16 protein-coding genes are annotated in these 18,390 nt (G+C 37.9%); 7 read left to right on the top strand and 9 right to left on the bottom strand.

The window, feature by feature from the left end:
- Window positions 1-51: 51 nt before the first annotated feature.
- From H5126_RS00975 to H5126_RS00955, 5 genes are all read left to right on the top strand, one after another.
- On the top strand, window positions 52-735 hold the full coding sequence (locus H5126_RS00975) for a type 1 glutamine amidotransferase domain-containing protein (protein WP_024597040.1): 684 nt from the start codon (window positions 52-54) through the stop codon (window positions 733-735).
- Window positions 736-851: 116 nt separating this feature from the next.
- On the top strand, window positions 852-1,433 hold the full coding sequence (locus tag H5126_RS00970; protein WP_182721351.1) for a rhomboid family intramembrane serine protease: 582 nt from the start codon (window positions 852-854) through the stop codon (window positions 1,431-1,433).
- Window positions 1,434-1,520: 87 nt separating this feature from the next.
- Entirely contained in the window at window positions 1,521-2,366 is an 846-nt protein-coding gene (gene yghU / locus H5126_RS00965) for a glutathione-dependent disulfide-bond oxidoreductase (protein WP_024597039.1), read from the top strand.
- 259 nt (window positions 2,367-2,625) lie between these two features.
- Complete coding sequence (locus tag H5126_RS00960) at window positions 2,626-4,566, top strand: EAL domain-containing protein (RefSeq protein ID WP_182695989.1); 1,941 nt, start codon at window positions 2,626-2,628, stop codon at window positions 4,564-4,566.
- Between the two features lie 500 nt (window positions 4,567-5,066).
- Window positions 5,067-6,446 carry a VCBS repeat-containing protein gene (locus H5126_RS00955; RefSeq protein ID WP_182721352.1) on the top strand — a complete coding sequence of 460 codons (1,380 nt, stop codon included), beginning with the start codon at window positions 5,067-5,069 and terminating at the stop codon, window positions 6,444-6,446.
- 88 nt (window positions 6,447-6,534) lie between these two features.
- Here H5126_RS00955 and H5126_RS00950 read toward each other — a convergent pair whose 3' ends face one another.
- Together H5126_RS00950 and H5126_RS00945 are read right to left on the bottom strand one after the other, a co-directional pair.
- On the bottom strand, window positions 6,535-6,990 hold the full coding sequence (locus H5126_RS00950; RefSeq protein WP_024603529.1) for a hypothetical protein: 456 nt from the start codon (window positions 6,988-6,990) through the stop codon (window positions 6,535-6,537).
- A gap of 12 nt (window positions 6,991-7,002) precedes the next feature.
- The gene (locus H5126_RS00945) at window positions 7,003-7,278 is read right to left on the bottom strand and encodes an EF-hand domain-containing protein (protein ID WP_182196862.1); all 276 of its coding nucleotides are present in this window, start codon (window positions 7,276-7,278) and stop codon (window positions 7,003-7,005) included.
- A 302-nt stretch (window positions 7,279-7,580) separates the two neighbouring features.
- Here H5126_RS00945 and H5126_RS00940 point away from each other — a divergent pair, with 302 nt between their 5' ends.
- Window positions 7,581-8,438: a PA4780 family RIO1-like protein kinase gene (locus H5126_RS00940; protein ID WP_182196864.1), complete on the top strand. Its 858-nt coding sequence runs from the start codon at window positions 7,581-7,583 to the stop codon at window positions 8,436-8,438.
- 24 nt (window positions 8,439-8,462) lie between these two features.
- Here H5126_RS00940 and H5126_RS00935 read toward each other — a convergent pair whose 3' ends face one another.
- The 7 genes from H5126_RS00935 to fucP all read right to left on the bottom strand — a co-directional run bounded on the left by H5126_RS00935 (window position 8,463) and on the right by fucP (window position 16,913).
- Window positions 8,463-9,137, bottom strand: a complete 675-nt coding sequence (locus tag H5126_RS00935; RefSeq protein WP_182695987.1) for a response regulator — start codon at window positions 9,135-9,137, stop codon at window positions 8,463-8,465.
- A 38-nt stretch (window positions 9,138-9,175) separates the two neighbouring features.
- Window positions 9,176-10,621, bottom strand: a complete 1,446-nt coding sequence (locus tag H5126_RS00930; RefSeq protein ID WP_182721353.1) for an ATP-binding protein — start codon at window positions 10,619-10,621, stop codon at window positions 9,176-9,178.
- The gene (locus tag H5126_RS00925) at window positions 10,621-11,151 is read right to left on the bottom strand and encodes a hypothetical protein (RefSeq protein WP_024597033.1); all 531 of its coding nucleotides are present in this window, start codon (window positions 11,149-11,151) and stop codon (window positions 10,621-10,623) included. The genes H5126_RS00930 and H5126_RS00925 overlap by 1 nt, the downstream gene beginning before the upstream one ends.
- A gap of 9 nt (window positions 11,152-11,160) precedes the next feature.
- Window positions 11,161-12,816 (bottom strand): YHYH protein, encoded by a 1,656-nt coding sequence (locus H5126_RS00920; protein ID WP_182721355.1) that lies wholly within the window; start codon window positions 12,814-12,816, stop codon window positions 11,161-11,163.
- A 56-nt stretch (window positions 12,817-12,872) separates the two neighbouring features.
- Window positions 12,873-14,822 carry a S9 family peptidase gene (locus H5126_RS00915; RefSeq protein WP_182758490.1) on the bottom strand — a complete coding sequence of 650 codons (1,950 nt, stop codon included), beginning with the start codon at window positions 14,820-14,822 and terminating at the stop codon, window positions 12,873-12,875.
- A gap of 43 nt (window positions 14,823-14,865) precedes the next feature.
- Complete coding sequence (locus H5126_RS00910) at window positions 14,866-15,474, bottom strand: flavin reductase family protein (protein ID WP_182721449.1); 609 nt, start codon at window positions 15,472-15,474, stop codon at window positions 14,866-14,868.
- A 131-nt stretch (window positions 15,475-15,605) separates the two neighbouring features.
- On the bottom strand, window positions 15,606-16,913 hold the full coding sequence (fucP, locus tag H5126_RS00905; RefSeq protein ID WP_029753314.1) for an L-fucose:H+ symporter permease: 1,308 nt from the start codon (window positions 16,911-16,913) through the stop codon (window positions 15,606-15,608).
- Between the two features lie 226 nt (window positions 16,914-17,139).
- Here fucP and H5126_RS00900 point away from each other — a divergent pair, with 226 nt between their 5' ends.
- Entirely contained in the window at window positions 17,140-18,357 is a 1,218-nt protein-coding gene (locus tag H5126_RS00900; RefSeq protein WP_310736023.1) for an ROK family transcriptional regulator, read from the top strand.
- Window positions 18,358-18,390: the final 33 nt, after the last annotated feature.

Below are 18,390 nucleotides of genomic sequence, written 5' to 3'. Positions count from 1 at the left end.
TAATTGGTAAGCAAGGTAAACTAATTCAAATCATCAGAAGGAATATATTCAATGTCTAAAAAAGTACTTATGGTTCTTACATCTCACGCAGAACTTGGTAACACTGGCGAAAAAACAGGTTTTTGGGTAGAAGAATTTGCAGCCCCTTATTACGCCTTCGTTGATGCAGGCGTTGAAGTAACATTAGCGTCTCCAGCTGGCGGCCAACCACCCATTGATCCGACAAGTACACTTGCCGATTTTCAAACAGATGCAACTAAACGTTACGACGCCGATAGCGCAGCACAAACACTTATGGCAAACACTAAAGTGTTGAGTGAAGTAAAATCTAGCGATTTTGACGCTGTATTTTACCCAGGCGGTCACGGTCCATTATGGGACTTGGTTGACAACACAGATTCAATCTCACTTATCGAAAGCTTTGTAAAAGAGCAAAAGCCTGTTGCTGCGGTATGTCATGCAAGTGCTGCATTTTTAAATGTTAAAGATGCTGATGGCAATGCATTAGTAGCGGGTAAAAAAGTAACTGGTTTTACTAACTCTGAAGAAGCTGCAGTGCAACTTACCGATATCGTGCCATTTTTAGTTGAAGATGAGCTAATCAAAAAAGGTGGCGATTATCAAAAAACTGACGACTGGGGTGTATTAGCACTAGAAGACGGTTTAGTAATTACCGGCCAAAACCCAGCAAGCTCTGAACTAGCTGCAAAAAAACTATTAACTAAATTAGGTTAATAGTGAGTAATAATTAAAATTAAGCACAGCATTTAATGCTGTGCTTTTTTAATTGCTTTTCATTAGCAAATACAATTCCTATACTGGCAACTCTTAAAGTCAATTAGGGCGATTATATGGCAACCAAGCCAACCACACTGTCATTACTAACAAGTACCCGTTTCGCAATATTTAGTATTGTTGTTATTTGCTTCGTACTACAGGTGATCAATAGTCTACCTGGCATAAATATTAATGGTTTAGGCATATATCCACGCAGTATCCAAGGATTAATTGGCATACTATGCGCACCTTTTTTACATGGTAGCTGGTGGCACTTTGCCAGTAATATGATCCCATTTGTAGTATTAAGTTGGCTAATTTGCCAGTACAGCGTAAAACGTTTTTATAACGTATTTATTTTTACCGCTCTAATCGGTGGACTTTTAGTTTGGGCATTTGGGCGCAGTAAAATACATGTTGGTTTAAGCGGTGTTATATATGGTTTATGGGGCTTTATTCTATGCTACGGCTTAGTAAGACGCTCATTAAAATCAATTATAATTGCAGTTGCAGTGGCTATACTTTATAGCGGTTTTATATGGGGTGTTTTACCTCAGCGCTATCATGTATCGTTTGAAAGCCATTTATTTGGAGCGCTAAGCGGGTTGTTTTTAGGTTATAGATTAGCAAAAGCCGATAAATTAAAAGGTCGGTAAATTAAATATTTAGGGCCTTTAATTAATTTTTTATGGCCACATTTATGAGTAAGTATTAAGCATTTTCATTTAACATTGAGGTTATTTATGAGTGATCAAAACGAATACACGCCACCAAAAGTATGGACGTGGGAAAGTGAAAGTGGCGGTAAATTTGCCAGCATTAACCGCCCAATTGCAGGCGCGACTCATGACAAAACCCTACCTATTGGTGAGCACGCATTTCAGCTTTATTCTCTTGCTACACCAAATGGCCAAAAAGCTACAATCATGTTTGAAGAGCTTTTACAGCTTGGTTGCACCGATGCAGACTATGACGCATATTTAATAAACATAGGTGATGGCGATCAGTTTGGATCTGACTTTGTTGATATTAATCCAAACTCAAAAATCCCAGCGCTAATGGATCATTCAACTACCCCACCTACTCGCGTTTTTGAATCGGGTTCTATTTTACAATATTTGGCTGAAAAATTTGATGTACTCATCCCTAAGGATTTAAAAGCTAAAACGCAGTGTCGTAACTGGCTATTTTGGCAAATGGGATCAGCGCCATACTTAGGTGGTGGGTTTGGTCACTTTTATAGTTACGCACCAAGTAAAATGCAATACCCTATTGATCGTTTTACCATGGAAACTAAACGCCAACTTGACGTGTTAAATCGTCATTTAAGCGAAAATGAATACATGGCGGGTGATGAATACTCAATTGCCGATATTGCAATTTGGCCTTGGTATGGCTCGCTTGTTTTAGGCGACTTATATGATGCAGCTGAATTTTTAGATGTTGCCTCATACACTCATGTTGTTCGTTGGGCAAAACAAGTTGCTGATCGCCCTGCTGTAAAGCGCGGCCGCCGCGTAAATCGCACATGGGGCCCTGAAGAAGATCAAATGGCAGAGCGCCATAACGATAGTGATTTCGAAGGTTAAATCTACTAAACAGCAAGTAAAGTCGTTAACACTTTAACCTGCTTAATAATTTTAAGGCTCATAATGATTATTTATTATGAGCCTTTTTACTGTGCTAGCTTTTTTTTTTGCTTTCATAAACTATATTTATTCTTATACTCAGGATTAGAGCCTAACTAATCGATGTTTAATACGCTTTTGTTCATCTGAAATATTTGCTGTATTTCTTGAACGTTTCTCCATCGCTAGTTGGAGTGACTTTTGTATAAGGTTTTACTTAGTGCCATATAAAAATCTAAATAGTGAAGAACGCAGAGAAACCGTTAAAATTTTATACTCTAATGCCATCTCTGGCATTGCCATTTCGACTGTAGTCAGTTTTATATTAGTGTTTGCTTTTGATTTAAATAACCAGAAAATATCCTACGAAAAAAGTATTTGGCTAAGCATTATGGTTGTCTTATTAGCAGCTCGCGCTATTGATGTAATGTGGTTTTATAAAACCAAAAAGGATAGCCCGTTATTTAATGCTGACACATACTCAAAAAGATTTTCAACCGGGTGTATTTTAACTGCGCTATCGTGGTGTGGGTATGCACTTTGGTTTCATAGCACCTCATCAGCAATAGAGACGACAACCACGATTGCTATTTTATCGGCATTTGCAGGAGGCTCTGCAAATCTGCTTTCAGGAAGTCGAGTAACCGCTGTACTCTATAGCATTATTTTACTGGCGCCCTACTCTTTTTTATTAACCTTTTCTAACGAAAACTACAACTCTGTCCTCGGTATTTTAGGCCTAGCATTTACTGCTATTATGGTAGCTTCATCGTACAAATCAGCCACATTTACACACAGCGCAATCAAGCTCAAAAACCAAAACAGAGAGCTGCTTAATGAAATGGAAAACAAGGTTGAGCAACGCACAGAAGAAATTTACCGTTTATCGAATACCGATCCACTTACAAATCTATTAAACCGAACCGCATTTTTAAAAAATGCAAACAGACAACTAGCAGACAACCCTCAAGAACCCTTTGCTTTATTATTTGTAGATTTAGATGGGTTTAAACAAATAAATGATTCGTTGGGTCATAAAGTAGGCGATAAAGTATTAAAAGAAATAGCACGAAGAATTAGTAATGTATGCAATCAACAGCTATTTAAATGCCGATGGGGCGGGGATGAGTTTTTAATTTTAGCAACGTATCAAAAACAAGCTGAGCTTATCGAGTTTGCAGATAAAGTACTTCAAAGCATTGGTGCCGAGCATGAAACATATAAATATCAAAAATGGGTATCTGCAACTATTGGTATTGCCATGTATCCTGAGCACGGGAGTGATTTTAATACTTTAATTCGCTCTGCTGATACTGCAATGTATCACCAAAAACGCATCGCGAAAGGTAATATCAATATTTATAACGATTCACTCAAATTAATACAAGAAAGGGAGTATCTTTTGAGTCAACGCCTAGCCAGTGCCATAGAAGAAAATAGTTTAAGGCTAGTATTTCAACCAATTGTTGATAGCAAAACCTCAAAAGTAACCTCTTTTGAATCATTATTACGCTGGCAACTAGATGGTGAAAATATTTTCCCTGATGAATTTATAGCTATTGCCGAGCAATACGGTTTAATAACCGAGTTAGGTATTTGGGTAATAGAACAGGCATGTATACAAGCAACAAAATTAAGTCACTTACAACCACAAATTGCTATAAGCGTAAACGTATCGGTTATTCAGCTACAAGATCCTGATTTTGTATCTAAGGTATTAAAAATAGTAAATCGCCACCTGGTAGAACCTAAAAACCTACACATAGAAATTACTGAGTCAGTATTTGCCGAGGATAAACTCACATTTTTGACAGCCGTTAAAGCACTACAAAAACAAGGCTTTTGTATTTCAATTGATGATTTTGGTACAGGCTACTCATCACTATCAAGCATGCTTGATATTGGTGTCGATATAGTAAAAATAGACAGAAGCTTTATTCAAAATATGGATAAAAGAGGGTTAAGTATTATTCATGCAATTGTACAAATGGCCTCTACTTTAGATTTTACTGTTGTTGCAGAAGGCGTTGAAACTATTGAGCAAGCAAACACACTCACTAAAATTGGTGTATCTCACCTACAAGGTTATTACTTTTCAAAACCGATGGAAGTAGGTTTTGTAGATGCTTATTTAAATGAGCAAAATAAGCGATGTAGTTAATAACCAAACACTTCTAAAAGCGCTTAGCTACCATATGAGTTATGCGCTACCTTTCTTATTAGGGCCAGTATATTTTTCGAGGTTGAATTTGCAGCAGACTGTTTGATATTAAGCAAGGCAGAGCCTATGAAGTGTGGTTAGCCCCCATAACCAGTTGATAACGTAGCATAAATGCCAAACATGCGCTGTCCGAAGGGTTCTGCCTAGGGAGATTGACTCTTTGTTACTAGGTTACAAACCTCGCGCCGCGATTAAATCGTCCTTGGATTGAACAAATTTCAATCCTTAAAGGTCAGCAGCCCCTCCCTAAAACATAATCTTACAATTGCTTACACCCAGTACATAGTAATTAGCGTAGGCTAAATATAATCCAACTTACATATGTATATTACGTTTAAACGAAAAAGCCCCAGCGCTGGATAGTAGGTAAAATTATGCGCTGACGCTGCTTAAATAATAAAAACTTTAACGATACAACTAAATATAAAAAAGGAATTTGCATGATAAAACCACTTTGCTATTCACTCATCACTTTACTTACCCCCATAAGCGTTATAGCTCAAACAATGGCAATAAAAACAACGGATGAATTAGTATCAACCGATTCAGAGATTTTATTTGCATATAATAAAGAATTAAAACAATTAGAAGCCATCAATTTACTTACATCACTTAGTAGTGAACTTGCTTTACCAAAAAACGCCATCGGGTTTGATGTGGCAACACTTGCTAACATCACCGATAAACAAGCACTCGTACTAACAAGTGATGGCGTATATAAAGCCCAAGCAGGTAAACCAACATTGTTGTTTAATTATGAGTCGGTTCTTAATCAATTAAAAATAGATAAATTTGAAAAAGTAGACTTTGTTTTCGATGCTAACAACGATGGTCTAAGCGATATTTTCATTCCTGGGTTAGCAAGCAGTACTTTATACATTCAAAATAAAGATGGCAGCTTTAAGCCTAACCAATTTAAGCAAATACCTAAATATGAAGGCCGCTTTTCAGGAAAAGGGCTTTCTTTAGAAGTTAATATTAACAATAAACCTGTGGTTATCGATTTTAACCACGACGGATTAAACGACCTGGTTTTTTCAAATGACTTTGGAGCAGATGTACTACTTGCTAATTCAGAGGGCTTTGAGCAAAAGCTTACCTCAATTGATTTTAGCATTGAGCTAGGCGAGCTAAGCAATGGCGAGACTCGCAAAATAAAGCAAATTATTGATATTAATAACGACGGATTTCTAGATTTTACAACCAGACAGTTTAAGCCTACACAAGGTATGGACTCGCTAGATATAAAAATAGCACATACTTTGTACCTAGGGAGTGCTAAAGGTTTTACTAATACGCCCATTACCTTATTTGAAACACAGGGCCCTAGTGAGTTATTGCTCAAAACTGACTTTAATAATGATGGCTTAATTGATTTACAAAAAATGGACTTAGATATTGGCTTAGGTACTATCGCCTCTATGGCATTAGGCGGTGGCAGTACTGATGTAGATGTAGAAATGAATCTTTATAAGCAGCAACCCGACGGCTCATTTGCCAATAAATCGAGTATTGAACTTGATTTAGAAATGGAAGTGGGGATGAATGGCGATGAATCAGAACCGGCTCTCTATTTAGGTGACATTAACGGCGATAGCTATATTGATGCGGTATACAAATACAGTAAAAAAACGCTGTATATTTATTATGCAGAGCAAGACTCACTGCTAAATGATAAACGCAAAAAATTAAAGCTAACGCTGCCTAAAAATAATAAAGATATTCTTCTGGTAGATATAAACCAAGACGGTAAAAAAGATTTTGTATTTAAATTTACCGAAGAAGATGGCACCAGCAAAATAGAAACGCGATTAAATTAAGCCAATAAAAAAGCCCAACAGAATTAACCGTTGGGCTTTGGACTTAAGACTTTCGAGTAACAGTCAGCTTTACTCTAAGTAATAACACCTAAGCAGTTACATTTAGCAGTGAATCGCCTTCACTTAAACCAAACTTCTCTTGCACTGATGCAAGGATTGATTCTTTATCTTCATCAGACAACTGGTTTGAATACTCAGTTAAGAGCTCATCTAAGTAGCTCACTACCTCGTCTGTATCGACTGATTCTAATGAGTTTTGTGGCGGTGGCGGCGGTCTTTGACCTTCTGCTCTTCCTGCATCACCAATGCTTTTAGCATCAAACTCGAGTTCGCCCATTAAATCAGCAAGCTCTTTTGTTGGTTCAATACCTTGTTCTTTAAATGCAGCTTGAATACTTTGCGCATCGTCGCTAGTTAAGTTTTCTGCATCAAACTGTGCAAGCGTTTCTTTAACAAAATCACTTTGCTCTGTTGTTAATTTTGCAGCTTGACTACTTTGTTGCGGCACAAAACTCACAGAGCTGCTGCCAATATTATTAATCATTTTAGTATCCTTTCAACGTTCACGACGAGGTGGTTTATGATCGCTAAGCTCTTGTTCAGTAATTTCGCCATTACCATCGGCATCTATAGAATCAAAAATTGTTTGTGCATCACCGTGTGGCGGTTTTTTAGCACTAAACTCTTCAAAGCTAATTACGCCATCACCATCAGTATCAATAGTTGAAAAGTCAGGTTTTTCAGGAGGATTGTCACCGCCTCGAGCAGCTACATTAGCTGAAAAAGCAATAGATAATATTGCCACAGTGGCAAGAGTTGAAAAATGCTTCATAGTAATAACCTCGTATTTAAGAATTAAACTAAGATTACGCTTTAAAAACGCAAACAATGTGCAAATAATGAGGAAGTAATAAATTATTTTTAATAAAAACTGATGATTCAAAAAAAGTTCTGGTTGATTGCTTTGCAATCAATATATAAGCTAATAAAATAATACGATTAATTACTCTCTGGCAGTAGTGTTACTGCCCTTAATTCTCAAAGCTGATATACTGCTTGAGCCAATTAAACAAACAAATACAGAGCACTTTCATAAATAATGATTAATAACCAACCCTACTTAGCAGGCAATCTGTGAAAATACCTAAACGCCTACAACCTCTTGTTGATGATGGCCTTATTGACGAAGTAATAAGCCGACTAATGAGCGGTAAAGAAGCCGATGTATTTATTGTGCGTTGTGGTGAACATATTCGCTGTGCGAAAGTGTATAAAGATGCGGTTAAACGTAGTTTTAAAAAAGCGGCACAATATCAAGAAGGCCGAAAAGTACGTGGTGGACGCCAAGCGCGTGCTATGGGTAAACGCTCTAGCTATGGCCGCCAATTAGAAGAAGAAATTTGGCAAAATGCCGAAGTTGATGCGTTATCTCGTTTAGCTAGCGTGGGTGTACGCGTTCCTGATACTTACTTTTGTATTGATGGCGTGCTGCTTATGGAGCTCGTCTCTGATGAAGATGGTAACGTAGCCCCTCAACTAGGACATGTCGTTTTTAGTGAAGAGCAAGCGATTGAGCAGTATAAACTCATGATACATTACATTAAGTTAATGCTTTGCGCTGGTATAATACACGGTGATTTATCTGAGTTTAATGTACTTGTAGATAATAACGGCCCTGTAATTATAGATTTACCGCAAGCCGTTAACGCTTCAGCAAATAACAGTGCACAAGCTATGTTTGCACGCGATGTAAATAACATACGCCGCTACTATGGTGAATTTGCGCCAAGCATACTAAAAACTCAATACGCTAAAGAAATGTGGGCACTATTTGAAGAGGCCAATTTAACGCCTAATTCAACGCTTACAGGTGAATTTGAAGACAGCGACGAACTTGCTGATGTAGATTCTATTCTTGATGAAATCCAAGCTGCCGAATACGAAGAGTTTGACCGTTTAGAGCGAATTAAAAATGCTGACGATGATGAGTAACTCATCGTCATAGCTCATTCCACCTTACTGTGGATGCACAAACCGGTAGCCAACCCCATAAACAGACTGGATAACACTTTCAGTTTGTGTCACTTCATCTAGTTTTTTACGCAACTTTTTAATATGGCTATCAATAGTACGGTGGCTCACAATACGCTGATCGGCGTACATAGTGTCCATTAAGCTATCGCGCGAATAAATACGATTTGGGTTGTTAAACAAAGGTTTAAATAGTTGAAATTCAAAGTTCGTCAATTCTATACTGTTTGATTTAAATTTTACGCTGTAGCTGCTCTCGTCAAGCTTCATTGTTGACTCTGTAACGTCACTTGCGTTATTTAATCGCCTTAAAATAGCTTTTACACGTGCCACCAGCTCAGCATAACTAAACGGCTTACAAATATAATCATCTGCACCTAATTCAAGCCCAAGTAATCTATCTATTTCTTCTACCTTTGCCGATACCATAATAATAGGCACGTTTGAAAAGCGCCTGATTGCTTTACACAGTTCAATACCACTTTGACCTGGTAACATTATGTCTAGCAAGATTACACTCGGCCTGTTAATTTCAAGCCAAGGTAATACTTCATTCCCGTGATGTATTTGATGAGTAATAAAGTGATGGCTACTTAAAAAGTCACTCATTAAGTTAGCTAGCTTTACTTCATCTTCCACAATTAGTATTTGTTCACTCATAGGCATCTCTGTAAGTAACCTTAACTTTATTTTATAAGCTAAATAGTTGGCAATCTAATAATAATAGCAAGGCCGCCTAAGCTGGCTTTTTCTGCAGCTATTTCACCTTTATGACCTTTAACTATATGCTGGCAAATAGATAAACCTAAGCCAGAACCGCCCTCTTGGCGATTACGCGAACTATCTACTCGGTATAAATATTCAAATAAATGCGATAAATGCGATTGCTCTACACCGACACCATTATCTTCGATTATAAGCTCTAAATAAGTTTGCCCTTTAATGCTTATATTATTAGCCGTTAAAGAAATAGTTGTACATTGTGCATAGTGTACTGCGTTCATTAAAATATTATCGAGTAGCTGCAAAAGGCGTGTTTTATCTGCTTGTACAGTTATGTGTTTAGCGCTATTTAGTAGGTATATTTTTATATTATGTTGTTCAAGCACAACCTGATATTTTTGCTCAATAGTATTTAATAATAACGCCATATCAGTAGGTTGCATAGTGTAGTGCATACCTCCTAACTCTGCGCTATTGAGCATATGCAAGTCGTCTATTAAGCGTTTTAAATGCAAAGCTTCATCGTTAGCCGAACTTATATTTTTTGCGTTCGGTTCTCGTATACCAAGTAGCATAGCTTCAAGTTCACCGAGTAAAATACTCATTGGCGTCCTAAGCTCATGAGAAATATTAGCAAGCCAACGCTTACGTACTTGCTCATCTTTAGCGAGTGTAAATGCAAGCGTATTAAAATCTTCGCTCAACTGTCCTAGCTCGTCTTTTCGCTCAAGTTTGAGTTTGGTCTCGTAATTACCTTGCGTTAAGCGATGCATACCGTTAGCAATTTGCTTTACAGGGCTTACTAGGTGACGAGACAATAAAAAAGTAACCATTAATGTTAGCAATACCGCAGCTAAAGCAATAAACCATAAGTAGTTAGTTTGCTGCTGTAAAAAATCAAGCTCATAGCCATCAACCAAGCTATCTCTTTTAGAAACTGCTAAGTAACCCACTATTTTATCGTTAACAATAATTGGGGTTGTTATATATTTTAAATCGCTGAGGTATCTACCCACTACTCGCTGTTTATTTTCGTCAAGCAAAGCGTAGTGAGCAATATTTTCTGGCGGTGGGCGGCGATCTTCCTCTAAACGAATATGATCTGGCGGCGGTGGTCGCATCACTCGCCCACGCGGACCTGGGCCTTCTTGTGGCCTAGGCAAAAACTGGCTATTTTCTAATTGCGATTCAACACGTTTTCTAAAGCTTTCGCCATTGCCGACAACATGCTCCCATGAGGGTGTTTGTTCGTATTGCTTTGCAAATTGCACAACAAGTGGTTCAAGCGCTTTCACCTCTTTTGCATTAACAAAATCAATTACGCCTTGCCCTATGCTCCACTGTATAAGAACCACAAGCCCTGCAATAACACTAAAGGTAAAACTAAATAGTATTAAAAAAAGTTTATTATGAATTTTCATTAATGCGTGTTTTCAACCTTGCTAGGAAAGCTCTCAAATCGGTATGTTATAAACTCTTTGGTTTGGTCGTTAACATACAGCGTAGCAACTATTTTTTTACCTTGAGCGGTCCAATACATATGACCATGATTATTTAAAGTAACCGATACGGTATTTATACCAGTTTTAAATAAGTTAGCAGGTAAATGCAACGCTTGTCCGTAAATTCGCTGTATTTTAACCCCATTAATGTATAAATGAGCATGACCTTGTAAAAAACCGGTGTCTTGGTTTGTTGTCACGCCCATCATTTGTTGCATGTTCATCGTGCCCTCTGGCGGCACAGACAAATCATAACGCTGTGTATCTAAAATTAAGTTATAACCCGACATACTATCTTTTAATAACTTAAGGCTTAATGCCGGGATTGGCGTGTCATTTGGCACAGCTATAGGCATATGGCTATGATCCATCATTTCCTGCTGCGCAAAGAGCTTGAAGCTCAATAGCGCAGCAGTTGTTAGGATCAATGCGTATTTAAAATAACGCATAGTTACTCCTTACATTCCCGGTGGTGGACCCATTGTTTCGCCAGTATCACAGCGACCAATTGAATTAGCGGCTAATTGACCTTTAAAACGAGGCCCTATTTGATAAGGAAAAGAAGGCTGTAATTTACCATCACTGTCTAACGTTAGTGTTATATGGTAGTGATAACCCTTACCATCATTAGTATCGTGGCCGTTATGCTCATCTAATTGAGCACCGGTTACTGTTTTTTGCGCGTAGTAATAATCTTCAAAGTAATAACCATCGTCGGCATTCAATCTATTACCAGAGAGCGTTGTTACTTGTGCACCTATAGCAGGACCTGCATCACTTGTTTGTGTACCTTGGCTAACATCGTATTGATCAACTAAGGTACAGCTTCGCTCACCCTCAGTACCACAACCCCCTTCACTTGTAGGTGCACCGTAATCTCGCATTTCCCAGCCACTTAATGCTAGTTGTCCGTTACTTTCATAAGGACCATAAAGCGGATAGCCATCAGCTGCAAACCCATAGATAGGTGAATGCGCATCGCCATCATCTTCAAGTAAATCAGCTAAGCAACTAGTATAAAAATGGTGATGATATTCACCGTTAGCAGCATGTCCGCCACACACATCAACATCATATTGCTCAGCAATGGGCGCTAATGTATACCAAATATTATTTCCGTAGCTCATACCATCGCCCCAGTTAAATATACTGGTGCCATTAACCATTAAGCCAACTGTACCTAAACCTGTTTCGCAAGTTTCAGCGTCAGATAAATCGGTAGGTGTTAGCGGAAAATATGCTTCAACCGCTTGTTCTGTTGGGCAACCCGGTCCTGGAGGCCAATAACCTGCACCGCCTGTGTCATCACAGTTTTCAGTGCTGCTGTTATAGCCAATATCTTCACCAAAGGAAATGGTTTGCCCTACTGCTGCAGAAGTTACACCGTTATAAAAATCGGTAGCTGCACGCGGGCGGTTATTTAACGCGTCTACTTGGTCTTGTGTAAGCGTTACATCATATTTAGGAATGTCAGTAGTTTGCACATACATGTATTCAACGTCAGCATCTTCCTCAGTAACGCTAACAACCTCAACTGATTGAACATCTTCAACCACTGCACCATTATTTTGTATGTATGTAGAAGTTGTATCGTTGTTAATTAACCAGCTGGTAAGTTTTGCACTATTATCAACTGTAACTGAGTCTGATGAAGCAATAACATTAACTATAACTGTATCTACAACGACATCGTTTGTGCCATCATCTGCACTAATTTCAAATACAAGTGCTTCATCGGTTAAAACTTCAGGTGCAACAAACTCTGTAGACGTTGCAGTACTTGAAGATAAACTAACGGTAGTGCCTGATGTTTGTGACCAACTAACCGATACTTCACCGTCATCTTCAACCATTGAACTTAAATAAACGGTATCGCCCGCATTAACAGTTTGGTCAATACCAGCATCAACCGTTGGAGCACTATTACTGACTGTATCGCCGTCTGTTGCAGTACTTGTTGAATCGCTATTACATGCGCTTAAAGCGATACAAAGCGCACTTAACGCAAATAACTTAGTTGCATTAGCGGCTTTTGTTTTAAGAAGTGTTTTCAATGCTTGAACCTTTACTTTAACGTTTAATAAAACAAAGTTAACAAGTAAAAGTGCAAACAATGTGCACAAACAAAGGAAGATTGTGATCAAAAAAGACAACCTAAGTTGTCTTTTTGCTATTTAACTGGAGTCTGGCTATTTATTTTTTTCAAATGTTTATCAAAAAAGTCTAAAAATGCCTGAAGAGTTTTAACTCTGTGTTCTTGATAAGATAAGTAATGATCGCCATCCTCAAGCTCAATATAAGTAACATCTTTTGCTTCATCATCAAGTTCATCCTGCATTTCTCTACTATGATAAACAGGTACCACACTGTCGTCAGTTCCATGTACAAGCAATATTGGTCTTGTTATTTTTTTAGCAAAATTCACTGGAGAATTAGCTTCTAGTAAATCATCATCAGTTCCAAACTGCTTTCTAACGATATTTTTGTTTGTAAAGTGTCGTGCTTTACTCACTAAATACTGTAAATCACTTACCCCAGCAAAACTAGCTGCACATTTAAACGTTTCTGGGTGCTTAATTACAGCCATTAACGCTGCATAGCCACCATAGCTAGCACCACCAATACAAATGCTATCTGCTTGTGCTATTCCTTGGTCAATTAACCAGTTTGCACCGTCTTGCAAGTCATCTTGCATAGCCAAACCAAAACCTTGAATTGACTGCATTAAAAAGTCGTGCCCATAACCACTCGAACCACGGAAATTAGGCTGTAAAACAGCATATCCGTTATAGGCTAATAAAGCTGTCCAGTAATCAAAATTAGCATAATCCCTTGCCATAGGGCCGCCATGTGGAAATATAATTGTTGGTAACTTATCACCTTCTTTATATTCTACTGGTAGAGTTAGATAGCCTTCTATTTTTAAGCCATCTCTTGCCTTGTAGCTAATGCGCTTTTTGCCTCTGTATACAGAGGCATCTATTTGCGGATAAACATCAGCAATTGCACTCACCTGCTTTTTTACTCTATCCCCAAATAAATAACTACCAGACGTTTTGTCTGAACTGATATAAAGTATATATTTTTGCTGATTTTTACTGGTACTTACAATATCTAATTTATATTCATCTTTAGGGAGTGATACGCGCAAAGAACGATGTAATTTATCTAAGTCTTTATCCCAATATTTAATACCATCATCTAAATGTGAATCAGTAAAGCCTGCAACTTCGCCAGTTTGTTGTGAATAAAAAATAGACCCATCAAAATCATATTTACTATTACTGTAAATTAGCTCGCGAGCTTTAGTCGTTAAATTGAGTTTAAATAATGCATCGCGCCCTTCATGTAACGCAGTGATGTATAAAAAATTAGAGTCTTTATCAAACCCTAATATAGAAATACTTTGCTTACTAAAAACCTCATAATCAAATAAAGTTTCCCACGACTGTTTATTCTCATCAAAATAATCGTAAGTAAATTGCGTATCGTCCATTTTTTTTGCAATACGAACTTTACCTTGCCTGTCGGCAAACCAAGTAACTACATTACTGCGTGGTCTTTGTATTTGTGTCTTACGTAATGTGGTTAAATCTAACTCATAAACTGCTGGGGTATTTGCTATTTTAAAATCCCCTTGAACTAAAATTTTATTTTCTTTTTCAGGTAAAAAACTAACAATTCGGTCTGAATATTGTGGCTGGATTTCATCTCTTACTGTGTTGGCTTTAAAAGCTAATTTAAGACCTTTATCATTTTTAAAGTTATACGCATACATAAGCGTTGATGTATATTTAACTCCGCCAAACTGATATTTTATATAGCGAGCACCAAGTAACAGTACGTCATCATTTGCCCAGTTATACCAATCAAAAAACACTGTATGGTTATTTGAGTTTATAATTGGTGTTGTAACCCCCGTCTCCAAGTTTTTAACCATTAAGATTAAAGTCCCTTGATGGTTTCTTATAAAAGCGAGGTTCTTACCATTGGGAGATAGCTTCACTTGGCTAAAATCTTTTAAGCCTGCAAAAACCTCTATAGGTAGTTTTTTATCTTGTGTGGCAAAAGAGCCAAAACTTTGCAAAGCAATTAACAAAGTGAAAATGAACTTAAACATTCGTAAATCCTTTTATTATTGTACTCCTAAGTAAACGATTATTTCACAACTGTGGCCTTTTAAGCAAAAACTTATCTTTGGTTGTACTAAAGTAATCGCCGCCCATTTTGCCCACTGCATTTAATAATTCAGGGTCAATATAGCCACCACTCATCACTTCATCGTCTATACAAATACCCACTACATCCAGCAACATCATTTTTCCACCACTAGGCTCATTTGAAATACTAATAACTTCGCGTAACTTACATTCAAACCGTACTTTTGAATCGGCAACGCTTGGCGCGTTAACTAACTTACTTGGAGCTTGGGCAATGTTAGCTGCATCAAACTCGCTTATATCACTAGGATAATTTGCACAACTTTGGTTCATTTTTTCAACTAGCTCTTGGCTGACAATATTAACCACACATTCTTTAGTTGCCATTAGATTACTAAGCGTATCTTTATTCGTTTTATCACTAGGGTTTACTTGCGTAACACTTAAAACAGCTGGCTTGCAACTAGCCACAGTAAAAAATGAATAAGGCGCAATATTTGCACTACCTTCGCTATTTAATGTACTTATCCATGCGATAGGCCGTGGGCTGATACCGCCTACTAAGTAAGAGTAAACATTTTGGTTGGTATTTTCGGTGAGATCTAAAAACATATTTTTTCAACTAAATAAGAATATCAACATGCCTAATATCTTAATCCGATGAAGGTTGGGGTTAAAGAAGATTTACAAATGAGAAAAGTTAAAAAGTAAAACCGAGCCTTCAGGCTCGGTTTTCAATCCATTTAGCAAGGCGCTACATTATTGAATACTCTGACTTTTGTTTTTAAATCAAATGCAGCATAAGCTGCAACAATAATAAAACACCCCGCAGGCACAACATAAGAAAACGCGACACTGTATGTATCAATAAACACAGCTTGGAATACAGGAACTATCGCTCCACCTAAAATAGCCATTACTAAACCAGCAGCACCTAGTTTTGCATCATCGCCTAACCCATGTAGTGAAATCGCGTAAATAGTTGGAAACATTAACGACAAGCAAGCCGATATACTTACCAGCGCCCATACGCCACTTATATTTGGCATTTTCACCATATAAAAACACAGCAGCATTGCAATAATAGAGGTTGCCATTAACAGTTTGGCAGGACGAATAAATCCCATAAGCCAGGTCATTACAAATCGAGAAACTAAAAAGGTGATCATACTGTATTGTAAAATACTTCCCCCAGTAACTTCATTTGTATCGAGTGCCTCCATTACGTACTGGATGGTAAATGTCCATACACAAGTTTGCGCCGCAACATTAAAAAACTGGGCGATAACACCAAAGCGGTAATGGGTATTTTTAAACAAGCGCTTAAACGTTGCACTAAATTCTACATGCTTAGAGACTTTTTTTTGCTTACAAAAATTAGGTGTTTTAGTAAACGCAATTGCCAACCAAATAAAAACCAACACACAAGCCATACCAACATAAGGCACCATAACTGCATCAAGTTCTGCGCTTATAATGCTAGTTAATTGCTCACTATTCATATTTGTGCGCTCACCAGAGGTTGCGGTATTGAGCTTTGGTAAAATAAGGGTAGCGGCTAAAAAAACACCAATGTTAGTACCGACAGGGTTAAATGATTGCGCCAAATTCAACCTGCGAGTTGCACCTTGTTGGGTGCCCATTCCCATTACATAAGGGTTTGCTGATGTCTCTAAAATAGATAAGCCTCCAGCTAACACAAACAAAGCCACTAAAAAAAAACCATAAGTCATTGCTTGGCTGGCGGGATAAAACAAAAATGCTCCGATTGCAGCCATCCCTAAACCGGTTAACACACCTGTTTTATACGAAAAGCGTTTATTGATATATGCCGCCGGAATAGCTAGGCAAAAGTAAGCTCCATAGTAGCTAAATTGTACCAATGCAGACTGCACTGACGACATAGTAAAAATTTTACTAAACACTTTTACTAGCGGATCAGTCATGTTTGCCGCAGCTCCCCATGCAGCAAAGCACAGAACAAGTAAAATAAAGGGAACCACCATCTCCTTGGAGACAAGAGGTGTTTGTGTGTGTGTGTGTGTGGTCATTGCCGTGTCTCAGTTGTTAATGTTAAGTAAAGCATTTAACCAGTTAAATATCATTCCGTCAATAAATCAACTATAGTTATTTATTAACCTCCTGTGACTTATTTATACTCTGTCGTAAATTTAATAATAAGAAATGAACCCGGCAATAAAGCTAATATAGTCGCCAATTACACACACTCGGTGTACAATTAATCAGGTTATTCAAGATAATAACAACTAGGTAGGAATAATTATCAAATCTAAAAACCCTCGACTCTCTTTACAAGAAGGCCGAAGCCAATCTGGCCTGCGTGCTCATAATGAACGCCGAATTATGTCATTAATTCGCCAACACGGTAGTGCTCCAAAAGCTGAAATTGCACAAAAAACAGGGCTTTCAGCACAGGCCGTCACAGTAATTATCAATAGTTTAGAAGCCGAATCGTTATTAATACGGAAAGACCCTCAGCGTGGTAAGGTTGGCCAACCAACCATCCCATTTGCGTTAAATCCAGATGGTGCATTTGGAATTGGCTTAAAAGTAGGTCGTCGCAGTTTTGATTTAACCTTGATTGACTTAGTAGGAAATATACGCGCAACTTTGCACGAAAACTGCGCTTACCCCACAGTACAGAGCTTGCTAACCTTTTTAGAGAAAGGGATCAGCGTACTTAAAATGAGCTTAAGTGACGAATTAGCCAAGCGTATCTTAGGTGTGGGTGTTGCTACCCCTTACGAAATTTGGAACTGGACAGAAGAAGCCGGCGCTCCAAAAACAGTATTGAATGAATGGAAGTCTTTTGATTTTAAAGAAAAAATAAATCAGATTGTACATCTTCCCGTGTATGTATGTAATGATGATACCGCTGCTTGTTCAGCTGAATTAAGCTTTGGTAATCCTGCTCGTTTTAGCGATTTTTTATATATTTTTATTGGTACTTTTATTGGTGGTGGAGTTGTTATAAACGAAACCTTATTTACTGGTAAAAAAGGTAATGCCGGCGCTATAGGTTCATTACCTAGGCCTATGCTTAATAGAGAAGGACAACTAACCTCCCAACAACTTATTATGCAATCATCACTGTATATTCTCGAAAAAATGCTCAAAGGTGATGGCTACAATACTGACATACTATGGAGTTCAAAAGAGTATTGGGGAGACTTAGGCCCCGTACTCGATAAGTGGATAGACCAAGTTGCAGATGGCCTCGCCTACGCGGCATTGTGTTCTTTAGCTATTTTTGATTTTGAGGCAATTGTCATTGATGGCGCCATTCCTATCAATGTCAGAGAAAAAATAGTTTTGGCAACAAAGTTAAAATTGAGCCAGGCTGATCATCGCGGTATTAATCGCTGTGAAGTACAAAGTGGCTCTATTGGCGCCAAGGCTCAATCAGTAGGCTGCGCTAACCTTCCGTTACTTATCAACTTTTCTCAAGATCACGCAAGCCTTTCACACCACTAATATACTTTAAAGTTAAAAAGCAGCCATCGGTAA

Origin of the sequence: Pseudoalteromonas sp. SG45-3 (assembly GCF_014164075.1) — a bacterium.
Lineage (GTDB): Bacteria > Pseudomonadota > Gammaproteobacteria > Enterobacterales > Alteromonadaceae > Pseudoalteromonas > Pseudoalteromonas distincta.
The sequence above is the reverse complement of the archived record's forward strand: the minus strand, read 5'-3'. Positions and strand labels throughout refer to the sequence as shown.

Coding starts and splice junctions, on each gene's coding strand:
- H5126_RS00975 (WP_024597040.1), top strand. CDS start 52: ATGTCTAAAAAAGTACTTATGGTTCTTACATCTCACGCAGAACTTGGT.
- H5126_RS00970 (WP_182721351.1), top strand. CDS start 852: ATGGCAACCAAGCCAACCACACTGTCATTACTAACAAGTACCCGTTTC.
- yghU (WP_024597039.1), top strand. CDS start 1,521: ATGAGTGATCAAAACGAATACACGCCACCAAAAGTATGGACGTGGGAA.
- H5126_RS00955 (WP_182721352.1), top strand. CDS start 5,067: ATGATAAAACCACTTTGCTATTCACTCATCACTTTACTTACCCCCATA.
- H5126_RS00950 (WP_024603529.1), bottom strand. CDS start 6,990: ATGATTAATAATATTGGCAGCAGCTCTGTGAGTTTTGTGCCGCAACAA.
- H5126_RS00945 (WP_182196862.1), bottom strand. CDS start 7,278: ATGAAGCATTTTTCAACTCTTGCCACTGTGGCAATATTATCTATTGCT.
- H5126_RS00935 (WP_182695987.1), bottom strand. CDS start 9,137: ATGAGTGAACAAATACTAATTGTGGAAGATGAAGTAAAGCTAGCTAAC.
- H5126_RS00930 (WP_182721353.1), bottom strand. CDS start 10,621: ATGAAAATTCATAATAAACTTTTTTTAATACTATTTAGTTTTACCTTT.
- H5126_RS00925 (WP_024597033.1), bottom strand. CDS start 11,151: ATGCGTTATTTTAAATACGCATTGATCCTAACAACTGCTGCGCTATTG.
- H5126_RS00915 (WP_182758490.1), bottom strand. CDS start 14,822: ATGTTTAAGTTCATTTTCACTTTGTTAATTGCTTTGCAAAGTTTTGGC.
- H5126_RS00910 (WP_182721449.1), bottom strand. CDS start 15,474: ATGTTTTTAGATCTCACCGAAAATACCAACCAAAATGTTTACTCTTAC.
- fucP (WP_029753314.1), bottom strand. CDS start 16,913: ATGACCACACACACACACACACAAACACCTCTTGTCTCCAAGGAGATG.